19 protein-coding genes are annotated in these 20,515 nt (G+C 62.3%); 6 read left to right on the top strand and 13 right to left on the bottom strand.

Annotated elements, in window-relative coordinates:
* Positions 1-137: 137 nt before the first annotated feature.
* From GGI48_RS27095 to GGI48_RS27105, 3 genes are all read left to right on the top strand, one after another.
* Positions 138-1,856 carry an ATP-binding protein gene (locus GGI48_RS27095; RefSeq protein ID WP_179600915.1) on the top strand — a complete coding sequence of 573 codons (1,719 nt, stop codon included), beginning with the start codon at positions 138-140 and terminating at the stop codon, positions 1,854-1,856.
* Positions 1,857-1,968: 112 nt separating this feature from the next.
* Positions 1,969-4,635: an ATP-binding cassette domain-containing protein gene (locus GGI48_RS27100; protein ID WP_179600917.1), complete on the top strand. Its 2,667-nt coding sequence runs from the start codon at positions 1,969-1,971 to the stop codon at positions 4,633-4,635.
* A gap of 134 nt (positions 4,636-4,769) precedes the next feature.
* Positions 4,770-5,003: a DUF465 domain-containing protein gene (locus tag GGI48_RS27105; RefSeq protein ID WP_016965577.1), complete on the top strand. Its 234-nt coding sequence runs from the start codon at positions 4,770-4,772 to the stop codon at positions 5,001-5,003.
* Between the two features lie 234 nt (positions 5,004-5,237).
* Here GGI48_RS27105 and GGI48_RS27110 read toward each other — a convergent pair whose 3' ends face one another.
* A complete protein-coding gene (locus GGI48_RS27110) occupies positions 5,238-6,341 on the bottom strand; it encodes an SMP-30/gluconolactonase/LRE family protein (RefSeq protein WP_179600919.1) in 1,104 nt (367 codons plus the stop codon).
* A gap of 25 nt (positions 6,342-6,366) precedes the next feature.
* The gene (locus tag GGI48_RS27115) at positions 6,367-7,542 is read right to left on the bottom strand and encodes an SRPBCC family protein (protein ID WP_179600921.1); all 1,176 of its coding nucleotides are present in this window, start codon (positions 7,540-7,542) and stop codon (positions 6,367-6,369) included.
* Positions 7,543-7,696: 154 nt separating this feature from the next.
* Here GGI48_RS27115 and GGI48_RS27120 point away from each other — a divergent pair, with 154 nt between their 5' ends.
* Positions 7,697-8,170, top strand: coding sequence for a hypothetical protein (locus GGI48_RS27120; RefSeq protein WP_179600923.1), 474 nt, complete (start codon positions 7,697-7,699; stop codon positions 8,168-8,170).
* A 20-nt stretch (positions 8,171-8,190) separates the two neighbouring features.
* On the opposite strand, the gene GGI48_RS27125 is transcribed toward GGI48_RS27120, so the two are convergent.
* Both GGI48_RS27125 and GGI48_RS27130 read right to left on the bottom strand, forming a co-directional pair.
* Positions 8,191-8,817 (bottom strand): response regulator transcription factor, encoded by a 627-nt coding sequence (locus tag GGI48_RS27125; RefSeq protein ID WP_179600925.1) that lies wholly within the window; start codon positions 8,815-8,817, stop codon positions 8,191-8,193.
* A 391-nt stretch (positions 8,818-9,208) separates the two neighbouring features.
* Complete coding sequence (locus GGI48_RS27130) at positions 9,209-9,682, bottom strand: hypothetical protein (protein WP_179600927.1); 474 nt, start codon at positions 9,680-9,682, stop codon at positions 9,209-9,211.
* 200 nt (positions 9,683-9,882) lie between these two features.
* Here GGI48_RS27130 and GGI48_RS27135 point away from each other — a divergent pair, with 200 nt between their 5' ends.
* Entirely contained in the window at positions 9,883-10,785 is a 903-nt protein-coding gene (locus GGI48_RS27135) for a LysR family transcriptional regulator (protein ID WP_042940577.1), read from the top strand.
* Between the two features lie 94 nt (positions 10,786-10,879).
* On the opposite strand, the gene GGI48_RS27140 is transcribed toward GGI48_RS27135, so the two are convergent.
* From GGI48_RS27140 to GGI48_RS27160, 5 genes are all read right to left on the bottom strand, one after another.
* Positions 10,880-12,238, bottom strand: coding sequence for an OprD family outer membrane porin (locus tag GGI48_RS27140; protein WP_179600929.1), 1,359 nt, complete (start codon positions 12,236-12,238; stop codon positions 10,880-10,882).
* Between the two features lie 116 nt (positions 12,239-12,354).
* Positions 12,355-13,704, bottom strand: coding sequence for a citrate-proton symporter (locus GGI48_RS27145; protein WP_179600931.1), 1,350 nt, complete (start codon positions 13,702-13,704; stop codon positions 12,355-12,357).
* A gap of 87 nt (positions 13,705-13,791) precedes the next feature.
* Positions 13,792-15,186 carry an amidase gene (locus tag GGI48_RS27150; RefSeq protein WP_179600933.1) on the bottom strand — a complete coding sequence of 465 codons (1,395 nt, stop codon included), beginning with the start codon at positions 15,184-15,186 and terminating at the stop codon, positions 13,792-13,794.
* A gap of 223 nt (positions 15,187-15,409) precedes the next feature.
* The gene (locus GGI48_RS27155; RefSeq protein ID WP_179600935.1) at positions 15,410-15,958 is read right to left on the bottom strand and encodes a hypothetical protein; all 549 of its coding nucleotides are present in this window, start codon (positions 15,956-15,958) and stop codon (positions 15,410-15,412) included.
* Positions 15,959-16,035: 77 nt separating this feature from the next.
* Positions 16,036-16,797 (bottom strand): hypothetical protein, encoded by a 762-nt coding sequence (locus tag GGI48_RS27160; RefSeq protein ID WP_179600937.1) that lies wholly within the window; start codon positions 16,795-16,797, stop codon positions 16,036-16,038.
* A 535-nt stretch (positions 16,798-17,332) separates the two neighbouring features.
* Here GGI48_RS27160 and GGI48_RS27165 point away from each other — a divergent pair.
* Positions 17,333-17,701 (top strand): hypothetical protein, encoded by a 369-nt coding sequence (locus GGI48_RS27165; RefSeq protein ID WP_016963064.1) that lies wholly within the window; start codon positions 17,333-17,335, stop codon positions 17,699-17,701.
* 92 nt (positions 17,702-17,793) lie between these two features.
* On the opposite strand, the gene GGI48_RS27170 is transcribed toward GGI48_RS27165, so the two are convergent.
* The 4 genes from GGI48_RS27170 to GGI48_RS27185 form a co-directional block, all read right to left on the bottom strand.
* Positions 17,794-18,420: a hypothetical protein gene (locus GGI48_RS27170; RefSeq protein WP_179600939.1), complete on the bottom strand. Its 627-nt coding sequence runs from the start codon at positions 18,418-18,420 to the stop codon at positions 17,794-17,796.
* Positions 18,420-19,181, bottom strand: coding sequence for a hypothetical protein (locus GGI48_RS27175; RefSeq protein ID WP_179600940.1), 762 nt, complete (start codon positions 19,179-19,181; stop codon positions 18,420-18,422). Before GGI48_RS27175 ends, GGI48_RS27170 begins: the two co-directional genes overlap by 1 nt.
* A 383-nt stretch (positions 19,182-19,564) precedes the next feature.
* Complete coding sequence (locus GGI48_RS27180; RefSeq protein ID WP_047305039.1) at positions 19,565-19,837, bottom strand: hypothetical protein; 273 nt, start codon at positions 19,835-19,837, stop codon at positions 19,565-19,567.
* A gap of 354 nt (positions 19,838-20,191) precedes the next feature.
* A complete protein-coding gene (locus GGI48_RS27185; RefSeq protein ID WP_016966427.1) occupies positions 20,192-20,464 on the bottom strand; it encodes a hypothetical protein in 273 nt (90 codons plus the stop codon).
* Between the last annotated feature and the right edge of the window lie 51 nt (positions 20,465-20,515).

Consider the following 20,515-nt stretch of genomic DNA (forward strand, 5'->3'; position numbering starts at 1 on the left):
TCCGCCCCGGGGCGGCTGAACGAGGCGGCGGCCATTTCCGTGAAACCATCGGCAGCGGCTGTGCTCAAAGGCTCTGGAGGCTGTGCTGCAACCTCTTGAAAATCCATGCTGTATCACGTTTTTCGCAGAGTCCGTTCATGCCGTTCTTATCAGATCATCACGGGTGCCAAGGGTGGAAAGGCGAGATGGCCGAACGCATCCGGGCCTTCGACTGGTCCGTCACCAGCCTGGGTTCATTGCGCAACTGGAGCCACAGCCTGCGCAGCACGGTGCAGCTGATGCTCGGCTCGCCGGTGCCGATGGTGATGCTCTGGGGCCCTCTGGGCTACATGATCTACAACGATGCCTACGCGGTGTTTGCCGGCGGCCGCCACCCCTATCTGCTGGGCTGTGCGGTGGAGCTGGGGTGGCCGGAAGTGGCCGAATTCAATCGCGGGGTGATGAGCACCTGCCTCAGTGGCGGCACCTTGTCCTATCGCAACAAGGAGCTGGTGCTGCTGCGCAACGGCGAGCCGGAAAACGTCTGGCTGGACCTCTATTACAGCCCGGTGGCCGGCGACAACCAGGCGCCGGCCGGGGTGATCGCCATCGTCGTGGAAACCACCGCCCATGTGATTTCCGAACAGCGCCGGCAGGCCGCCGAGGACAACCTGCGGCAGATGGCGCGCAGTCTCGAACAGCGGGTACTGGAGGAGGTCAACGCCCGTCTGGCCGCCGAAGAGCAGTTGCGCCAGTCGCAGAAGCTCGAAGCCATCGGCGGCCTTACCGGCGGTGTGGCCCATGACTTCAACAACCTGTTGCAGGTGATCGCCGGCAACCTGCACCTGCTGGCCCGGCACGAGCCGGACAACGGCAATGTGCAGCGCCGCACCCGTGCCGCGCTGACGGCGGTGGAGCGGGGGGCCAAGCTGTCGGCCCAGTTGCTGGCCTTCGCCCGGCGCCAGCCGCTGTCACCGGCGCTGTACGATCCCCGGGAGCTGGATCGGGGGCTGGCTGACCTGTTGCAGCGGGCCCTGGGGGAAACCATTCGCCTGCAGGTACAACTGCCCGCCGAGCCCTGGTGCATCCATGTGGATCGCCACCAGCTGGAAAATGCCGTGCTCAACCTGGCGATCAACGCCCGGGATGCCATGGCCGGCGAGGGCACCATCGGCATCAGCGTCGAGCATCTGCTGCTGGATCAGACGTTCTGCGCCGGCAAGGACCTGAGCCCCGGCCAGTACCTGCGGCTGACGGTGGCCGACAGCGGTGGCGGCATGTCCGCCGAGGTGCTCAAGCAGGCCTTCGAGCCGTTCTTCACCACCAAGACCGACGGCCAGGGCACTGGCCTGGGACTGAGCATGGTGTTCGGTTTCGTCAAGCAGAGCGGTGGACATATCGAGATTCTCAGCCACCCGGGGCAGGGCACCAGGGTGCAGATGTACTTTGCCCGCAGCATCGCTGCGCCCGTCTCGCCGGCCGTCGGCCCCGGGCCCCGGGCGAGCGCCGGCCAGGAACGGATCCTGGTGGTGGAGGACGACAGCGATGTGCGCAGCGCCGCGGTGGAGATGCTCAGGCACGAGGGTTATCAGGTGTGCTCCGCGGCCAGCGGCGATGCCGCCATGCAACTGCTGGCGCAGGGGCTTGCGGTGGACCTGATCTTCACCGACGTGGTGATGCCGGGGCAGATCAAGAGCACCGACCTGGCCACCTGGGCCAGGACCCAGGCGCCGCCGGTCGCGGTGCTGTTCACCTCGGGGCATACCCGGGACATGATCTCGCGCAATCATCAGCTCAGCCCGGATACCCACCTGTTGAGCAAGCCTTATGCCCCCGAGGACCTGAGCGCCATGGTGCGCTCGTTGCTGGGGGGCTGAGCCTTCAGACCGGCGCACCGGGGCATGCCCCGGCACCGCCGGCCCGGCTGCCGATGGCGGCTCGCGCCAGGTGGGTTTGCGTCCCTTTCGATGTCCAACTGCAGGCCGCTTCATGACTTCTTCGTCCCATGCTCCCCGTGATGCCCTGGCGGGCACGCCACCTTCTCACAGCGGCGGTTTTGTCCGGGTGCGCGGCGCCCGCGAGCACAACCTGAAAAATGTCGACGTGGACATTCCCCGGGATGCCCTGGTGGTGTTCTGCGGGGTGTCCGGCTCGGGCAAGTCGTCCCTGGCGTTTTCCACCCTGTATGCCGAGGCCCAGCGGCGCTATTTCGAGTCGGTGGCGCCCTATGCCCGGCGCCTGATCGATCAGGTCGGGGTGCCGGATGTCGATCGCATCGACGGCCTGCCGCCGGCGGTGGCCCTGCAACAGCAGCGCGGCACGCCGAGCACGCGTTCCTCGGTGGGCAGCGTGACCACCTTGTCCAGCCTGGTGCGCATGCTCTATTCCCGGGCCGGCAGCTACCCGCCGGGGCAGCCGATGCTCTACGCCGAGGACTTTTCGCCGAACACCCCCCAGGGCGCCTGCCCGGAGTGCCACGGCCTGGGCCGGGTGTATGCCGTCGATGAAGCGAGCATGGTCCCCGATCCGTCGCTGACCATCCGCCAGCGCGCCGTGGCCGCCTGGCCCCTGGCCTGGCAGGGGCAGAACCTGCGGGACATCCTGGTGACCCTGGGCTACGACGTGGACATTCCCTGGCGCGACCTGCCGAAAAAGCAGCGCGAGTGGATTCTCTTCACCGAAGAAACCCCCACGGTGCCGGTGTACGCCGGGCTGACTCCGGAGCAGACCCGCGAGGCCCTCAAGCGCAAGCAGGAGCCCAGCTACATGGGCACCTTCAGCGGCGCCCGGCGCTATGTACTGCACACCTTCACCCACACCATGAGCGCGCTGATGAAAAAGCGCGTGGCGCAGTTCATGCGCGGCAGCCCGTGCCCGCTGTGCGAGGGCAAACGCCTCAAGCGCGAGGCCCTGGCGGTGACCTTTGCCGGGCTGGATATCGGCGAGCTGGCGCGCCTGCCGTTGCTGCAACTGGCCGAGGTGCTCAGGCCGGTGGCCGCCGCGACTTACCTGGAGCAGGCGGCCGCCGATGATCAGGTGCTGAGCCACGCCCAGACCCGCGCCGCGCGCCAGCAGCGCCATGCCCAGGGCGCCCCGGAGCATCGCGGCGCGCCGGATGTGCGGCACACGCCCAACCTGTCCCCGGAGAAACGCCTGGCCGCGCAACGCATCGCCCAGGACCTGCTGGAGCGGGTCAGCACCCTGACCGATCTGGGGCTGGGCTACCTGGCCCTGGAGCGCAGCACGCCGAGCCTGTCTTCTGGCGAGTTGCAGCGCCTGCGTCTGGCGACCCAGCTGGGCTCGCAGTTGTTCGGGGTGATCTACGTGCTGGACGAGCCTTCGGCGGGCCTGCACCCGGCGGATGCCGAAGCGCTGTTCCAGGCCTTGCAACGGCTCAAGGCCGCCGGCAACTCGCTGTTCGTGGTGGAGCATGACCTGCAGACCCTGCGCCGGGCCGACTGGCTGGTGGACGTGGGGCCGGCGGCCGGGGAGCGCGGCGGTCAGGTGCTGTACAGCGGGCCGCCGGCAGGGTTGGCGGCGATCGAGGCCTCCCCGACCCGGGCCTATCTGTTTGCCGAACGGGCCCCGGTCCGGCGCACCCCGCGCCAGCCCCGGGGCTGGCTGCGCCTGGAGGGGGTCAGCCGCAACAACCTCAAGGACCTGGACGCGGCGTTCCCCCTGGGCTGCTTCACCGCGGTGACCGGGGTGTCCGGCTCCGGCAAGTCCAGCCTGGTGAGTCAGGCCCTGCTGGAGCTGGTGGGGGCCCACCTGGGCAAGGTGGCCGGCGGCGAGGAGGCGCCGCAGCTGGACCTGGAAGACGATGAACCGCAGAGCAGCAGCGGCCGGGTCAGTGCCGGCCTGGAGCAGATCCAGCGCCTGGTGCAGGTGGACCAGAAGCCCATCGGCCGTACCCCGCGTTCCAATCTCGCGACCTACACCGGGTTGTTCGATCAGGTGCGCAAGCTGTTTGCCGCCACCCCCGAGGCCCGGGAGCGCGGCTTTGACGCCGGGCAGTTTTCCTTCAACGTGGCCAAGGGCCGTTGCCCGGCCTGCGAGGGCGAAGGTTTTGTCAGCGTCGAGCTGCTGTTCATGCCCAGCGTCTTTGCCCCATGCCCCACTTGTCATGGCGCCCGTTACCACCCCGAGACTCTGGCCGTGACCTGGCAGGGCCTGAACATCGCCCAGGTGCTGCAGCTGAGTGTCGAGCAGGCCTTGCCGGTGTTCGCGCAACAGCCCGGCATCCGGCGTGCCTTGCAAGTGCTGCGCGACATCGGCCTGGACTACCTGCGCCTGGGGCAGCCGGCCACCGAGCTGTCCGGCGGCGAGGCCCAGCGCATCAAGCTGGCCACCGAACTGCAGCGCAATGCCCGGGGCGCGACCCTGTACGTGCTCGACGAACCCACCACCGGCCTGCATCCGCAGGACGTGGACCGGTTGCTTGCCCAGTTGGACAAACTGGTGGAGGCGGGCCACAGCGTGGTGGTGGTCGAGCATGACATGCGCCTGGTGGCCCAGGCCGACTGGGTCATGGACATCGGCCCGGGCGCGGGGGACCAGGGCGGCACCCTGGTGGCCTGTGGCACCCCGGAGCACGTGGCCGGGCAGCGCGACAGCCGTACCGCGGCGTTTCTGGCCCAGGCCCTGGCCGGGCATTGATCCAGGACAGGGCTGGCGACGAACGGTTACCGCTGGTCTGATTGGCGGTCGACAGACCCGGGGCGCCAAGGCCATTCTGATTAACGGCAGGGGCGTCACCACGCCCTTGCTGCCATCAACCACGGAGGTGTTCCATGCCGGTGACCCACGACCTTTACCAGGACCTGAGCTGCAGTAAGGAAGACATTCAGAAGCGTCGCGCCAGTGACCCCCACCTGAATGCTCTGTTCGACAAATACAACATCATCGACGATCAGGTGCTCAAGGCCGAAGCGGCGGCTGCTGCCGACGACGAACTGAAGAAACTCAAGGAAAAGCGCCTGCTGATCAAGGACGAGATTTCCGAGAAACTCACCGCCGGTTCCTGACCCTCCTCCTGTGACAAGGGCGCTTGCTGCAGCAAGAAGGCTTGCTGCGGCAAAGACGCTTGTTGTAGCAAGGAAGCCTGTTGTAGCGAGGGAACCCGCTAGTGGCCAGGGCGCTTGTTGTGACGAGGGAGCTTGCTTGTGGCGAGGGAGCTTGCTCCCGCTGGGCGGCGTAGCCGCCCTAAAACACCCGCCACACACCTCCAACAATGCGCGGCGCATCAACTCCCCGAACCCTCAAGGCGCCAGCGCCTCCTGCAACGACAGCCGCGCCATGTGCCTGGCCGTCAGCGACCCCAGGTACAAGGCATCACCATACTCGCGCACCGTGGTGATCGGCGAGTAGTTGCCACTGCTGGCGTCCTGCAGGTTGGCGATCACCCGGCCCTGGGTATCCAGGCCCAGCACAAAGCCGCGTTTCTCCACCGGCTTGGGCAATACCGTCATCGCCCGCACCAGCATCTTGCGCACCAGCGGGTAAGGCGCCGTGCCGTCTAGCAACGGGTTGCGTGGCGCATACAGGGCCACCCAGAAACGCCCGGCGCCATTGAAGCTCAAGTTGTCCGGCAGCCCCGGCAGGTTGTCGATGAACAGGTCATGCTGGCCGGCCTGGTCGCCCTTGAGCCAGTAGCGGCTGATGCGGTAGGCGCCGGTTTCATTGACCAGCACATAGGCCTCGTCCGGCCCCAGGGCGACGCCGTTGGCGAACTCCAGGCGCTCCAGCAGGACCTCGGTCTTGCCGCTCTGGAAGTCGTAGCGCAGCAGACGGCCATCGGCGCCGTGCTCGATCACCGCCTCACCGTCATGGCCATAGCCCCAGCGGCTGGTGGCGTCGCTGAAATAGGCGTAGCGCCCGGCGGCGTCCACCGCCACATCGTCGGTAAAGCCGAACTTCAGGCCGTTGGCCTCGGTGCTCAGGCTCTGCAACTGGCCTTGGCTGTCCAGGGCCAGCAGGCCCTTGATGGCGTCGGCGATGATCAGCCGTCCGTCCGGGTGCCGGGCCAGCCCCAGGGGGCGGCCGCCGGTGTTGACCAGGACCTTGAGGGTGCTGCCGTCGAGGCCGGTCTGGATCACCCGGCCGTCATGCAGGCCGCTGATCAGCTGGTCCTGTTCCAGCAGCAGGGCTTCGGGGCCGTCGATATCCCGGGCGCCCACCGGCTGCACGGCCTTGAGCTTGTGGTTCTGGGCATAGGGGCCCTGGCTCAGGGAGGGCGCGGGGGCCGGGTTCCAGGCCACCGGCTGGACCCGGGTCGGCCACAGCAACAGGAAGGCCAGGATCGCCAGCAGCACCAGCAGGACAATTCGCGCAGCGCTGAAACGTCGAGGGGCTATGTGATTCATGCAATGACTCCTGTCGGGGGCGGCATCAGGCCGGGTGGCCTGGCGCGGGGGCGGGCGGCAGCGGGATGGCGTGCTGGGCCATTGCGCACAATGCCAGCAATGAGGCGGCGGATTCTCGCTCAATCCGCCGCTTGAATAACAGCTGATTGCCCAGGCGCATCAGCGGGTTGTCGAAGCGGTATTCCAGGGTCCGCACAAAACGCGTGTGTTCGGCCGCCAGCGCCTGGCACTCATAGGTCAGGCGCAGCGCCAGGCCAGGCTCGCCTCGGGCCGTGGCGCGCCAGCGCTGCCCCGGCAGGTATTCCTCGACCCGCCAGCTCAAGTGACCGCTGCGCCCGCCGGCATGAATGTCTTCCTCGAAACCCTGCCCGGCGCCGAGCGGGCCCTCGGCGCCCAGCACCCGCAACGAGGACGGATGCCATTGCGGCCAGCAGCCTGGGCTGGCGGCATAGGCCAGGGTGGCCGCGGCGCTGCGCGGGATATCGACCTGATGCCGCAGGCGGGTCATGGGTTTGCCCGGGTCGAAGGTGGCGGCGCAGGGTGGCGCCTCTTCGGGCTGCCAGTACAAGGTGCCGAACAGCCAGTCCATCAGCGGCAGGACGATATTGAAATTGCGCTCCTGCATCAGCTCGCGGCGGTGATGCAGTTCGTGCAGGCGGCGCATCTGCCGCACCCAGGGCAGGCGCGCCAGGGGGTGGCGGGCGGGCAAGTGCTCGCAGGCATGGAAGACTTCATAGGCCAGGTAGCCGATCAGGGTGCAACTGGCGAACAGTGCCGCCACGTTGCCGTTCCACAGACGCAGCAAGGCCCACAGCGGCAGGGCGAAGAGCAGGCTGTGGACCACGATCAGCCAGGCCGGAAACAGGATCACCCGCCAGTCCTTGCGGCCTTCGTAGGTCATTTGCCCGGGGGCGAAGAAACTGTGGTGATCGCCGCTATGGCGGGCATAGAACAGCCGCGCAAAGCGCTGCTTGTGATGCCCCAGCCAGCGGTGCACCAGGTAGATGCACAGGTTGAAGAACAGCAGCGCCAGCGGCACCGCCAGCCATTCCAGAGGCTGCACCTGACGCAGGGTGCTGCACAGCAGGGCGATGCACAGCAGGCCATAGCCCAGGACAAAACCGCCATGCAGCCAAGGGTTGTAGCGCGGACTGACCGCGGCGCGATACTGCTCGCGAAAGTGTTCGATGGTGTCTCGCACGAGGCTGTTCCTGTTGTTGTTTTTGTCGCCAGCAGCGTAGCCGTCGACCCGTTATCCAGCCAATCGGCGGGGGGGGCATGGGCAAGATTCATAGGGCAAAAAGAGCCATTGCCGTGCACAATCCAGCCCTTTTACGCTCGCCAGGGATTGCTCGATGACTGAGGTTCGTTACCCGCGTTTCAAAGTGTTCATGATCTTTATCCTGTGCCCTCTGGTGCCAGGGTTTGTCGCGGGGCTGATCAATAGCGTGCTGCTGGTGGCGCATATCGCCACTCATCCACGGCTGATCGGCGAGGTGCATGGCGCCGAGATCCTGCTGATGCCGTTGCTGGCGCCGCTGGTGGCGGTCCTGGTGTTTTTCCTGCCGTTGTTCGGCCTGGCGCTGGGGGTGTCCCTGCTCAAGGTCAGGCGCTCGGCGCGCAGCTGCAACGCCTTGGCGCTGCTCGGCGCCGTGCTCGCAACCGGCTGGGTGTCGCTGTTTATCCGTGAGGTGGTCAAGCACAGCGAAAGGGCCCGCTATGACGACTACTGGCTGGGGCTGTTCCTGGTGTTCCTGGCCGCCCTCGTCACCTGCTGGTCGACGGCGCGGCTGTTTCTGCCGAAAAAACCTATGGTGCCTTATCAGTAACTGCGCCGGGCCGGCGTTGGTCACAGCAGGTCCATCTCTTTGGCGATGGTGGCCAGTTCGATGGTGGTGCGCACCCCGAGTTTCTTCAGCACGTTGATCTTGTGTCCGCTGATGGTCTTGTTGCTCAGGTTGAGCTTGCTGGCGATTTCCAGGTTGCTGTAGCCGCTGGCCAGCAATTGCAGGATCACCAGTTCCTTGTTGGTCAGGTTGCTCAGTGCGTCATTGGCGGCGTGGCCGATTCCCCGGTACATCTCCAGTACCTCCCTGGGGAAATACAGATAGCCGTCGGCCAGGGCATTGAGGCCCTTGACCAGTTCCTGCAGGCCGGCGCTCTTGCTGATGAAGCCCATGGCCCCGGCCTGCATGCAGCGCACGCCGTAGGTGCTGGCGCGATTGGCGGTGAATACCAGGGTCTTGACCTCCAGGTTGTCCATGGCAATGCGTTGCAGGACCGAGAGCCCGTCCAGATTGTCCAGGCTGATGTCCAGCAGCATGTAGTCCGGGCGCAGTTTGCGAATCTTCTCCAGCGCGTCGAAGCCGTCGGAGGATTCGCCGATCGGCTTGTAGCCATGTTCTTCAAGCAGCTCGGTCACGGCGGCACAGATGATCGGATGGTCGTCGACGATCAGTACACGTTTGTTGTTCATGAGGCCCTCGGAAGACACGCAAGGGAGAGCAGGTGGTTTTCGTTGCGAAAAATGGGTCACTCGACGGTCACTGTCTTTGTTGTAGGGCTCCGGGCCTGATGACCCGTTGCAGGGGATCAAGGATTGTTTGCCTGGCCGAGGAGCGCCGGCATGAGCCCGGGGGCGCGAAGGCGTTGCCAGCGGCGCCAGCATGTTAGTTCAGAAAAACGGGCTATGGATTCGTGCAAGAAACGCCTTGTCGGTTTCCAAGAAGCTTCTTGCCAGGGCCTTCACGCTGTCCTTGAGGGTCGTTCTCAAGTGGGAAGTTTGCGCTGTTGCACCTGCCGCTCAAGGACTGAGGGCAGGTCACTGGCGGCAGATCGGAGGTCTGTCTGCGAGGGCTGGCAACTGGTTACGGCGCTTTCAACAGCACATAGGCTTCGCCGCCACGGCGATCGTGCATGAGGATGAAGGTTTGCCCGTCGAGGGTGATCTTGGTCGGCACGCTCTGTGCCAGCGCAGTGCTGGAGAACTTGCCGGCCATGCTCAGAAACTGCTGGGTCAGGGAGCTGTCGTTCTGGCTCGGGGTGGTGATCGCACACTCCTTGCCGGCCTGGACCTGGACCCCCAGGGTCTGGTCCTCGTTCATGCCCATCTTGGCGAAGCCGGCATCGGTGAGTTGAAGAATGCCGTGGGCCCGGGCGGCGGTTTCGGCACCGGCGAAGGACGGCGCGGACTTCAGGCAGACATCGCGAAAGGCCAGGATGCCGGCGGAGGTGATGGTGGGTTCCTGCCGGATTTCCCGGGTCATGCTGGAACAGGCGCTGAGCAGCGCCAGAGCGGCGAGAAGTGAGGCTAGGGATGCGGTGCGGGGCAGAATGTTCATGGAAATTCCTTGCAAACGGGCCGGCCAGGGCCCGGGAAATGGTGCGTGCCGAGTGAGGCGTCGGCGCTCTAGCAGGTTAGGCAGCGGCACCGTGCAGATCAATCTTTTGTGTGACATCCGCCCGGCCAGCACCGATGGGCGAAGGGCTGGCGCAGTAATTGCGTGCTTGCTGGATCCGTTCAGCGAGGGGGCCGGTGGCCATGCAGTTACGAGCGTTGCGTTACTTCCACGAGGTGGCCCGTTGCGCCTCCCTGCGTCAGGCGGCGGAACGCCTGTACGTGACTCCGACCGCCGTGAGCCGGCAGATCGAGCAGTTGGAGCACTTCTTCGGCACCGCGCTGATCGAGCGCGGCCCGCGGGGCATCCGCCTGACGGTGGAAGGCGAGTGCCTGGCCGAGCAAGTCACCTCGACCTTGCGCGGCTTTGATCAGGTGCGCGATGTGATTGCCAGCCGCCAGAGCCAGGTGGCGGGCAGCGTCAGCATCCATGTGTCGGAAAGTATCGTTTCCAGCGTGCTGGCGCCGGTGCTTGCGGCGTTCAACCGGGCCCATCCGAAAGTCACCTTCAATATCGTCATCGCCAGTGCCGGCGCCACCCTGGATGCCCTGTGCAGCGGCGAGGCCGACCTGGGGCTGGCCTTCTACCTGCCGGAACGGGCCGAGGTGGAAGTGACCGCCCATTGCCAACTGTGGCACCGGGTGCTGGTGAGCGCCGAGCACCCCTTTGCCCAGTGCCCGAGCATTCGCCTGGCGGACCTTGAGGGCCAGCCCCTGGCCATTCCCGACTCGGCCTACGGCGTGCGCCAGGCCCTGGAAGGGGCGGCGAAGAAGCGCGGGGTGAGCATTCTGCCGGTGTTTACCACCAGTTCCCTGGAGGTGCAGAAAAGCCTGGCCCGCCAGCGCGCGGCGGTGCTGATCCTGCCCCAGGTGGATGCCGAGGCCCGGGACCTGGGGGATGGCCTGGTGGCGGTGCCGATCGATGACGAACACCTGGAGCGGATCCGCGTCGACCTGTGCGTGGTACGCAACCGGCCCTTGTCGGTGGCGACCCTGAAATGCCAGGAAATGCTGGCCCGGGCGATGCAACGCCATAGCCTGGCGTAGGAGCGGGCTTGCCCGCGAAGGCGTCCGCCAGGGCGATGCAAGGCTGACGGGCCTCTTCGCCGGCAAGCCGGCTCCTACGGAGGAGGGGCGGTGATCAGAACAGGTTGAACGGGAAATTCCCCACCAGGCGGAACTCGTCATAGCTGCCGTCGATCTGCCCGCCACTGGCGCGGTGGTTGTAGACGATGGTGCGCAGCACGGCATCCTTGAGCCGCCCGGACTGCACCACATACGCCAGCATCAGGCCGTTCTCGTCGTGCTGGGCGCCGTTCAGGCCACGCACGTTGTAGCCGCGGTTGCGGCCGTCGCGATCGCCGTCGTAGTGCGTGCCGTCGATGCCCCAGCCCTTGGCGTGCCACAGGCTGGCGCTCAACCCCGGCACGCCGTAGCCGGCAAAGTCCAGGTCGTAGCGCAGTTGCCAGGACTTTTCATTGGGGCCGTTGTAGTCCGAGTACAGCGAGTTGGCCATGTAGTTGCCGGTGGACTCCCAGACATAGTCGAAGTACTCGTTGCCGAACACTTGCTGCCAGGCCAGGGTCAGGCTGTGGGCCTGATGGCTGCCAGTCAGCGCCAGGCTCAAGGCGTCGTTGTCGATGTAGCCCAGGCGCTGCTGGCCCTGGTCCCGGGTGTGGTAGTAGTTGAACGCGGTCTTCAGCGCCAGCTGGCTTTTGTCCCCGGCGCGGTGGGTCAGGCCCAGGTAGTACTGGTCCCACATGTTCTCGAAGCGCGAAGCGTAGAGGCTGCCTTCCAGGCCCAGGCCGGGCTTGACCGTTGCTCCCAGGTAGCTGATGTGCTCGCCGCTGTAGGCGCGGTTGCCGAAGGTGGTGGTCAGGCGCTCGCTGCCGGTGCCGGTGCGCGGGATGGCCCGGTCGAAGCGGCCGGCCTGGACCGACAGCCAGTCGGTTTCATTGCTGTACAGGCCTACGCCCTGGAAGCTTGAGGGCAGGGCGCGGTTGTCCTTGTAGCGCAGCACCGGGTTGTCGGTCATCAGGCGCCCGGCCTTGAGCTCGGTGTTGGACAGGCGCAGGCGCACATCGCCGATGCCCAGGCGGCTCCAGGTGGGCAAGGCGTCGCCGTCGCTGTCCACCAGCACCCGGTCGCCGCCGTTGGCCACCCGGCCGTGGCCGCGCTCCAGATTGACTGCGCTGAACAGCGCCGCATCCACGCCAATGCCGATCAGCCCCTGGGTATAGCCCGAGCTGTACTTGAGCATGCCGGTCTGTACCCAGGTTTCCCGCACCCGGGTGCGCTGGTTGCCGTCGGGTTTCTTGATCGTCAGGTAGGTGTCGCGTTGGGTGTGCTGGTTGGAATAGTAGTGACGCAGGTTGAGGTCCAGGTGGCTGCCCTCGATGAAACCCGGCGCTTGCTCCTGCTGGCTCGGGCGCGAGTTGTCCTGGGCGATGACGGCGGTACTGGCAGCCAGTGCCAGGGTGAAGAGTACAGGCTGTTGCATGGTGCTTCCCCACAAATCAAAGGCGTCGTTCCACCGCCTGGCCGCGATCATGCGCGGCCGGCAGGGTAGAGAAAAACGCGGTGCCGAAAAAGGGTATTGGGCAGTGAGGCGAATGCTCAGCGGGCGCGGGCTTCTGCGAGCCGTTGGCCGGGGTGGCTGCGCCCGGGTGTTTGCGGGCGGGTTTCCTTGGCGAACCAGGCCGCGGTCAGGCATACCAGGTTGGCCACCAGCAGGTAGCCCACCGGTGACATCGGGTTGCCGGTGGTGCCGATCAGCCAGGTGATGATGATCTGCGCCGTACCGCCGAAGGCCGCCACGCCAAAGGCGTAGACGATGGAGAAACCAGTGGAGCGCACCGCCTTGGGAAAGCTCTCCACCAGCAGCACGATCAGCGCCGCGCCGCTCATGCCATGCAGGCCGGAGAGCACCGCCAGGGTCAGCAGGAAGGTCGTCGGGCTGGGGTGTTCGGTCATCAGTTGCAAGGCCGGGAACAGCACCAGCAACAGCACCACCCGTGGCGCCATGAGGATGGTGCGGCGGCCGAAGCGGTCGCAGAGCATGCCGCCGGCAATCGCGCACACCGCCATCGCCGCGCCGGCCACCAGGGTCGAGAGCATGGAGATGCTGGTGGGCAGTTTCAGTTCGGTGAGGGCGAAGGTGGTCATGTAGTTGATGAAGTACTGGGTGATGGTGCTGCCGGACAGAATCAGCAGCCCCAGCACCAGGGCCCGGCGATGTTCGCCGAACACCTGGCGCACCAGGCTGCCGGTGCTGGCTGATTCGCCCTGGCCATGGAAGGTTTCCGCCAGGTTGCGGCGGATGTAGATGCCGATCGGCAGCACCAAGAGGCCGAACACGAAGGGCACGCGCCAGCCCCAGGTGTTGAGGTCCTCAGGCGACAGCACCTGGGTCAGGGTGTAGCCCACGGTGCCGGCGGCCATGGCGGCCACGCCCTGGGCCACCACCTGCCAGCAGGCATAGGTGCCGCGCTTGTGCGGCGGCGCCGCTTCGAGGATGTAGGTGGTGGCGGGGCCGGCCTCACCGCCCCAGGCCAGGCCCTGGATCAGCCGGGTGATTACCAGCAGGATCGGCGCGGCGATGCCGATGCTCTCGTAGCTGGGCAGGATGGCGATGCTACCGGTGCCCACGGCCATCATCACCAGGGTCAGGAGCATCGCCGGCTTGCGCCCGACGCGGTCGGCATAGGCACCGATCAGCACCGCCCCCAGGGGCCGCACGATAAAACCAACGCCAAACGCGGTGACCGACAGCATCAGGCTGACGAAGGCGCTGTCGGAGGGAAAGAAGGTATGGCCGATCATCACCGCGAAGGTGGCGTAGACCCCGAAATCGAAGAACTCCACGGCATTGCCGAGGATCACCGCGAACACGCTGCGCTTGCCCCCGGGGACATTCGGTGCTTCAGGGTCGTGGTGCTGGGAGTGGGTGGAATCGTGACTGTGCATACTGGCCCCTCGAATTTTTATTCATAGGTTGCCCAGGCCCCGGGCGGCAAGGCCCGGAGCTGGGGTGAAGGTGGCAGTTTCGGTGTGTCAGTGAGACGGCGGATTCGGCCAGCTGTGGATTGCTCCGCGCCAGCTCTCATAGGTCTTGGCCACTTGCAGCAGCCATTGATCGGCAAAGCGCGGGGCGATCATCTGCAGGCCGATGGGCTGGCCATCGGCGGCGAAACCGCAGTTGATCGACAGCGCCGGTTGTTCGCCCATGTTCCAGGGCAGGGTGAAGACGATGTGCTCGAACGGCTGTTGCGGGTCGTTGCTGGGCGACGGCCACTGCGCGGGAAAACGGTTGACCTGGTTGGTGGGCGACAGCACCAGGTCGAACTCGCTGAACACCTGGGCGGCGCGGCGGCGCATCTCGAAGGTCTGGTTGAAACCCTGCACCGCCTCGACCCCGGACAACTCGGCCCCCGGCGCCGCCCAGTCGCGGATGTACGGCAACACCTTGGCGAACTGCTCGGCGCCCAGGGCCGAGAGCTCCGCCCATTGCCGGGCGCGCCAGAAACGGTCCAGGCCGTCCAGTTGCGCGCGGTCCATGATCGGCGCCAGGGGGCGCACCTGGGCGCCGTGGCTTTCGAACCATTTCGCGGCGCGCTCCACCGCCTCACAGACAAAGCCTTCCGGCTGCAGCCCGGCGCCGGGCTCCAGCATCAGGCCGATCTTCAAGCCGTTGACCGACACCGGCGCATCACTCCAGTCGCCGGTCAAGGGCGGCAGGCTGGTGGCGTCCCGGGCATCGGGCTTGGCCAGGTAGCGCATCATCAGCACTGCGTCATCGACGCTGCGGGTCATGGGCCCGGCGCAGCGCCCGGTGTAATACGGGTCGATGGGAATCCGCCCCAGGGTCGGCTTGAACCCCACCAGCCCACACCAGGCGGCCGGCAGGCGCACCGAGCCGCCGATGTCGGTGCCGATGTGCAGCGGCCCGTAACCGGCCGCGGCGGCCGCAGCGGCGCCGGAACTGGAGCCACCGGTATTGCAGGCAGTGTTCCAGGGATTGCGGGTAATACCGTGGAAGCTCGACAGCCCCGAGGACAACATGCCGAAATCCGGCACCGTGGTCTTGGCCAGGAGGATCGCCCCGGCCTCACGCATCCGCGCGGCGGGTGGCGCATCCTGCAACGCCGGCTTGAGCGTAGTGGCCGCGCTGCCCAGGGGAATCGGCGTGCCCTGGGTGGCGATCAACTCCTTGACCGTCACCGGCACCCCGTCCAGCGGGCCATTGGGCGTGCCCTTGTTCCAGCGCTCGGTGGCGGCCCGGGCCTGCAGGCGCACCTGCTCCGGATCGAAGGCGTAGAGCGCACGGATATGCGGCTCCCAGCGCCCGATATGGGCCAGCAGGTGTTCGTAATAGTCCAGGGGGGAGAGCTGACGGCTGGCGAATTGCGCCAGCAATTGAGCGGTGGATAGATCGTGCAAATCAGTCATCGAACGCATCCTTGTGTCGGGCGTCAGTCGGGTTGCTGATGACCCGACTGTAGCGCTTGCACCTTAGCCCAACCATCACAAAGGACGCAGCCGGGTGTTGCGTTTTTGTGAGCACTGCGGCGCTGTCTCCCCCTGCATCATTGATTGCGGCCCCCCGTATCCCACGCAATACCGGAACCTTGTGCAGGAGCGGGCTTGCCCGCGAAAGCGGCCTCAAATTTTCCTAGTGATACAAGAACAGCAGGGGGGTACCGAGGCAGCTTTTGACTTCTTCGACCGGCACGCACTGAGGGCCAACGCCTTCGGAGTATTTGCTGGTCAGTCGGGCAAAGCAGGCTGCATTGGTCAGGGCTTGTTGGTAGATTTTCGAGTTTTTAGTGGCAGATAAATCCAGCTCGGCGGTCAGGCTAAAACCTGTTTCAAAGAGGCTTCCGACACTTTTTTCGACATCCAGCGCGAACAGGTATTTGTCCCAACAGGCCTTGTATTGCGGGGTGGAATAAGGTGAATCGGTATGAAGGGATAACTTGCTGCGCATATTGAGATCGCCCACGATGAAGTAATACTCGGGCCGAGGAATCCAGGCTATTGCGTCTCCGTAGCCACGGTAGTCCGCTTTTGCATATTCGCCTTTGAGAAAAGCCGCTTTGCCCCGTGCCTCGGCTTCTTTTGCGTATTTGATATTCTTCTTGTTGTTTATTCCTTTTTTATAATTCTTCACAACTCGCTTGAGTGTCTCCCAGTTTGTTATGTACCTGTCGTCAGCATCCATTGCGAATGCTGTTGCATCGTGGAGGGGAACCAGGGACATGCTAAAAAAACAAAGGATGTTAAGAGTGAGAGTTCTCATCATTGTGTTCTCGCTGGTTTGCCTTTGACAATAAGAGTTCCCACGCTGTTGCCATCGGGACTGCGATGACTGACAAGCGCTTCATGAATCGCAGACCATCGATTCAAACTGACAACGGTGACACATCCTTCCGAGACATTGCCGACGTGAACGTACCGGCTCTTATCTCCATGGTCAATTGGAAACCACACTTGGTGGTGGGACAGGTTGGGGTACTCAGCCTTGTATGGCTCGGTATAGTCTTTTGCGTGTGGCACATCGGGTAAAAGGATGCTGTAAGTACCCGGCGGTATGGGAGAATATGTAAGACCCCAGGCTGTATTCATTGCAGCTTCGAAGTGAATGCCATCGAGCGTCCCATTGGCCAGCTGCTGCGGTAATGCTCTATCTCTGGTGATTGACATCCACTTGTCATTGAAGCGCCCGTAGACCATGACAAGTTCGACAGGCTTCTTTTTAGGCGCAATTTTGCCAAGGTATTCCTTGGCATTGGCTTCAGATAGAAATGCGGTTTTACCTTTGTGCGCGCCCTCAAGAATCTTGAAATATGTCTTCTGATCTTTTGTGAACGTTAATGTGACCTTGCAATACTTGAAAAGAAATGGCCAGTTCTCGCGAGGGACGTTGTCCATGCCAACAAGCAGCCAGCCACTTTCGTTGGGGACTTTGTTGATGTAGCGCGTGACGTCCGCAAGTACTCGCTGGATATGTCCCGGAGTGGTCGTGGTTGTGCCGCTGCCTGACCATAAAGGGTTGTTCATTGCCTAGTCTCCCTGAGTGTTTTTTGATGGGCTAATCGGTGGTTGGACTGATCGTGAACGGTTGAATCTCAATGCTGCTGGCAATTGAAAGTCATGGTGTGCGCGGGTTGAGTTAATAGCTGGCTGGCATCTGTTATTGGCTTAAAAAAATCATCGCATTGCTTTGTCTCGAACAGAGAAAGTGCGATCAAGTAAAGCTTTCAGAAGGCAGGATGTATGTGGGAGTTTTCTTATTGTCAGTGGCGACTGGTCTGCTAGAAGGCTATTTTTCGGCCGATCCATGTCGCCCGGTAGATTGTGCTCCGAACGAGAGGAACGGCTTCAGCAAAACCTGTGTGCTGTTGCCAAGGGCGAGGCAGTAAACATCCTCGCTCAGCGCTTACTTATGTAAGTACTGGCTTGTCAGCGAAGACGGCTTTTCTGTACAAGGTTCGCGGACCTTTTTCGCCAGCAAGCCGGCACGGCGGTTCATCTCAAGTTGTGCGCTTCATCGTGACAGGTATTCAAGCGGATTCAGGGATGGGGCAGAACAGCAATGACTAGCATCAGTGATACCTTCGACCAGCTCTGTGCACTGGCCGCTTTGTCCTATGACGAGACGGGCGACACGCGCTTCGAGTCGCGTTTGCTGGATATCCTGAACCTGGTGAAGTCTTATCCGCAGGCCCGGGATCTGTTTGTAGAGAAATTCAAGATCATGCTGTCTTCTCGCGTCACGCCCTTGGAGGTTGTGGAGTTCTGCATGCGGGAGCTGCAATGGGAGGAAGTCAAGTGCTTCGCCTTGGCGCTTTACCAGCCCTCCATCAATCCTCGCGGTCATGCCTTGGCGGGACTTATCAGTGCTTACGAAGAGGTTTGGCCGGACGAAGACCTCTATCGGTACTACTCCAACCGATCGTTGTAGGAGCGGGCTTGCCCGCGAAGGCGGCCTCAGAGTTACCCATGACCAGCCGATCCCTGCGCACGATGACTGTTGGATACCGGCCTCAGATTTTTCTAGTGATACAAGAACAGCAAAGGGCTACCGAGGCAGCTTTTGACTTCTTCGACCGGCACGCACTGAGGGCCGACGCCTTCGGAGTACTTGCTGGTCAGTCGGGCAAAGCAGGCTGCATTGGTCAGGGCTTGTTGGTAGATTTTCGAGTTTTTAGTGGCAGATAAATTCAACTCTGCAGTTAAGCTGAAGCCTCTTTCAAAGTGATCTATTACACTTCTGCGTGCATCCAGGGCGAACAGGTATTTGTCCCAGCAGGCTTTGTATTCTGGGGTGGAATAAGGTGAGTCGGTATGAAGGTGCAACTTGCTGCGTAGTTGTATGTCGCCAATTATAAAGTAGTACTCTGGTCTGGGAATCCAGGCCAGTGCGTCGCCATAGCCATGGAATTCGGCTTTTACATAATCATTGTTTAGAAATGCCTCTTTTCCCCTTGCTTCAGCTTTGCTTGAGTTTTCAATGTCTTTTTTGTTTTTTATTCCGGATTTATATCTTTTTATGATCTGGTTGAAAAATTCCCAGTCGGTTATGTAGCGTTCGTTAGTATCTGATGCGCACGCATTTATATGAGGCAAGGTGGCGAGCAATGCAGTGAGGATGGACCATGCGTATAAATTTTTTTTGCGCATTACTTTGCTCTCCCTGGCTTGCCTTTTACAATAAGGTTGCCCACGCTTTTTCCATCGGAGGAGCGATGACTAATAAGCATTTCTTGAATTTCAGACCATTTATCCAGGCTTATGACAGTGATGCACCCTTCCGATACATTACCTACGTGAACGTATCTGCTCCTGTCACCATGATCGATTGGGAACCATACTTGATGGTGAGACAGGTTGGGGAACTCTTTTTTATATTGTTGGGTATAGTTTTTCGAGTGAGGGAAGTCAGGTAGCAATATCTTGTAAGTGCCAGCTGGAATAGGGAAGTATATACCGTTCCATACTGTATTCATCGTTGCTTTGAAGTTGAGATTGTTAGTGTTTCCATTTGCTATTTGTTGTGGGAAGTGTTCGTTTCTAGTTATTGATTTCCAGTTTTGGTCTAAGCGTTCATAGTTCATGACAAGCTCGATAGGCTTCTGTTTTGGTGCGATTTTTCCAAGGTATTCCTTTGCGTTTGTTTCTGATAGGAATGCAACTTTTCCTTTGTGAGCTCCTTCAAGGATGTTGAAATAGGTCTTATTATCTTTAGTGGTTATTAGTGTGACCTTGCAATACTTGAAAAGCTGTGGCCAATTCTCGCGAGGGACATTGTCCATGCCAACAAGCAGCCAGCCACTTTCGTTGTGAATTTTATTGACGTACCGAGTTATATCAACGGTAACTCTCTGGGAGGCGCCGCGAGAGGGGGTCGTTGTAGCGGTATGAGACCATAAAGGATTGGCCATTGCACAATCTTCCTGATTGTTATTGAACGATCGATTAATGATTCGTATCAATGGTGAGGTGTTGAGCTTCAATGCTCGTCGCAATTAGGTTTTTTGTTTGTGTGGTCAGACTGCTTGGCAAACTAGCAGGAGAGGTTTTAAGCCGGGTTGCAGTGTTTATCCTCCAAGAAAATCGAAAAAGCTCGGATGATTAGATCTTTCAAACAGCCTTATGTCTGTGAGGATTCTCTTATTGTTTGTGGCGATTGATCTGGTAGTTCGGTGCTCTTCAGTTTCTCTATATGCCTGGATAGAGAAAGCTCAGGTAAAAACCTCTATTGGGCATATGACGTCCATGCAGTTGCCAATGGCGAGGGCGGCATTGCCCTCGCCATTGACGGGGTTCAACTTATGGCCTGGGTGCGCAACTGACGACCCAGCACATCCAGGACATCGCAGCCATCGCGCAGCGGAATGGCGCAGATCAGCGCCAGCTCTTGCAGCACCACGGCATCGCCGGGGATGTCGGGGCGGGCGGCGAAGTTTTCCAGCAGTTGGGTGACGGCGCGGATGCGATAGGCGGCTGCTTCGTACAGCACATCGGCAGGGGCTTGGGTATCGATCAGCAGGGAAGGGATGGTGCAGTCGTGGCCGGTGATCGGCATGTAGCGATTCATGAGTCCAACTCCATTCAGGTGTGAGCGCCGCTACTCATTCGTCGCCAAACAAAAGGGTGGCAGCTGTACGCGGGTTGGCGAGCCGGGAATGGAAGAACCGACAGACCCGAAGGTCTCCCGCGCACAGCCGCCATCAAGCGGTCATGCGATAACACGGGCCCTGACCAATCTGGCAGAGCTCGCTTCATTCCATTCATCGGGTCGCCAAACCCGTTCGTCATCAGGACGACCCGGGACTATAGGCATGTACCCCAAAACGGAACAAGGCACTGGCAGGACAGGACTTTCTGAGTTTGCTGTAGGACTCAGGAGCGCGAGTGTGGATCAAGCGCGCCACAGGTTCAATGGCGGGGCTCAGTCGAAGCCGATGCTTGAACTGTGGCGGGTTTCGCGGTCGTGCAACTGGTCGATATTGGTTTCGTAGGTGCATTGGCCGCTGCAACGGTACTCGTAGCTGATGGCCGGCTTGAACGGCAACTTGAGCTTCGGCGTGTCGCTTTCTGGCGCCGGGGCCTGGGTGGTGGCCGGCAACGGCGGTTGTGGGTAGCTCAGGTCTAGGCCCGCGGCCTGGGCCGAACAGGTGGCCATCAGTAACAGGGCCGGGAAAAACACTTTGCAACTGAACATCATCGAATCCGCGTGGCCATAAAAGGGTTGCCGATTATAACGAGCCAGGGG

The sequence above is a fragment of the Pseudomonas protegens genome, assembly GCF_013407925.2.
In the GTDB taxonomy this organism is placed as follows: domain Bacteria; phylum Pseudomonadota; class Gammaproteobacteria; order Pseudomonadales; family Pseudomonadaceae; genus Aquipseudomonas; species Aquipseudomonas fluorescens_AP.

Coding starts and splice junctions, on each gene's coding strand:
- GGI48_RS27135 (WP_042940577.1), top strand. CDS start 9,883: ATGCAGTTACGAGCGTTGCGTTACTTCCACGAGGTGGCCCGTTGCGCC.
- GGI48_RS27185 (WP_016966427.1), bottom strand. CDS start 20,464: ATGTTCAGTTGCAAAGTGTTTTTCCCGGCCCTGTTACTGATGGCCACC.
- GGI48_RS27095 (WP_179600915.1), top strand. CDS start 138: ATGCCGTTCTTATCAGATCATCACGGGTGCCAAGGGTGGAAAGGCGAG.
- GGI48_RS27175 (WP_179600940.1), bottom strand. CDS start 19,181: ATGGCCAATCCTTTATGGTCTCATACCGCTACAACGACCCCCTCTCGC.
- GGI48_RS27140 (WP_179600929.1), bottom strand. CDS start 12,238: ATGCAACAGCCTGTACTCTTCACCCTGGCACTGGCTGCCAGTACCGCC.
- GGI48_RS27125 (WP_179600925.1), bottom strand. CDS start 8,817: ATGAACAACAAACGTGTACTGATCGTCGACGACCATCCGATCATCTGT.
- GGI48_RS27160 (WP_179600937.1), bottom strand. CDS start 16,797: ATGAACAACCCTTTATGGTCAGGCAGCGGCACAACCACGACCACTCCG.
- GGI48_RS27180 (WP_047305039.1), bottom strand. CDS start 19,837: ATGAATCGCTACATGCCGATCACCGGCCACGACTGCACCATCCCTTCC.
- GGI48_RS27100 (WP_179600917.1), top strand. CDS start 1,969: ATGACTTCTTCGTCCCATGCTCCCCGTGATGCCCTGGCGGGCACGCCA.
- GGI48_RS27170 (WP_179600939.1), bottom strand. CDS start 18,420: ATGCGCAAAAAAAATTTATACGCATGGTCCATCCTCACTGCATTGCTC.
- GGI48_RS27110 (WP_179600919.1), bottom strand. CDS start 6,341: ATGAATCACATAGCCCCTCGACGTTTCAGCGCTGCGCGAATTGTCCTG.
- GGI48_RS27145 (WP_179600931.1), bottom strand. CDS start 13,704: ATGCACAGTCACGATTCCACCCACTCCCAGCACCACGACCCTGAAGCA.
- GGI48_RS27165 (WP_016963064.1), top strand. CDS start 17,333: ATGACTAGCATCAGTGATACCTTCGACCAGCTCTGTGCACTGGCCGCT.
- GGI48_RS27150 (WP_179600933.1), bottom strand. CDS start 15,186: ATGACTGATTTGCACGATCTATCCACCGCTCAATTGCTGGCGCAATTC.
- GGI48_RS27120 (WP_179600923.1), top strand. CDS start 7,697: ATGACTGAGGTTCGTTACCCGCGTTTCAAAGTGTTCATGATCTTTATC.
- GGI48_RS27155 (WP_179600935.1), bottom strand. CDS start 15,958: ATGGATGCTGACGACAGGTACATAACAAACTGGGAGACACTCAAGCGA.
- GGI48_RS27105 (WP_016965577.1), top strand. CDS start 4,770: ATGCCGGTGACCCACGACCTTTACCAGGACCTGAGCTGCAGTAAGGAA.
- GGI48_RS27130 (WP_179600927.1), bottom strand. CDS start 9,682: ATGAACATTCTGCCCCGCACCGCATCCCTAGCCTCACTTCTCGCCGCT.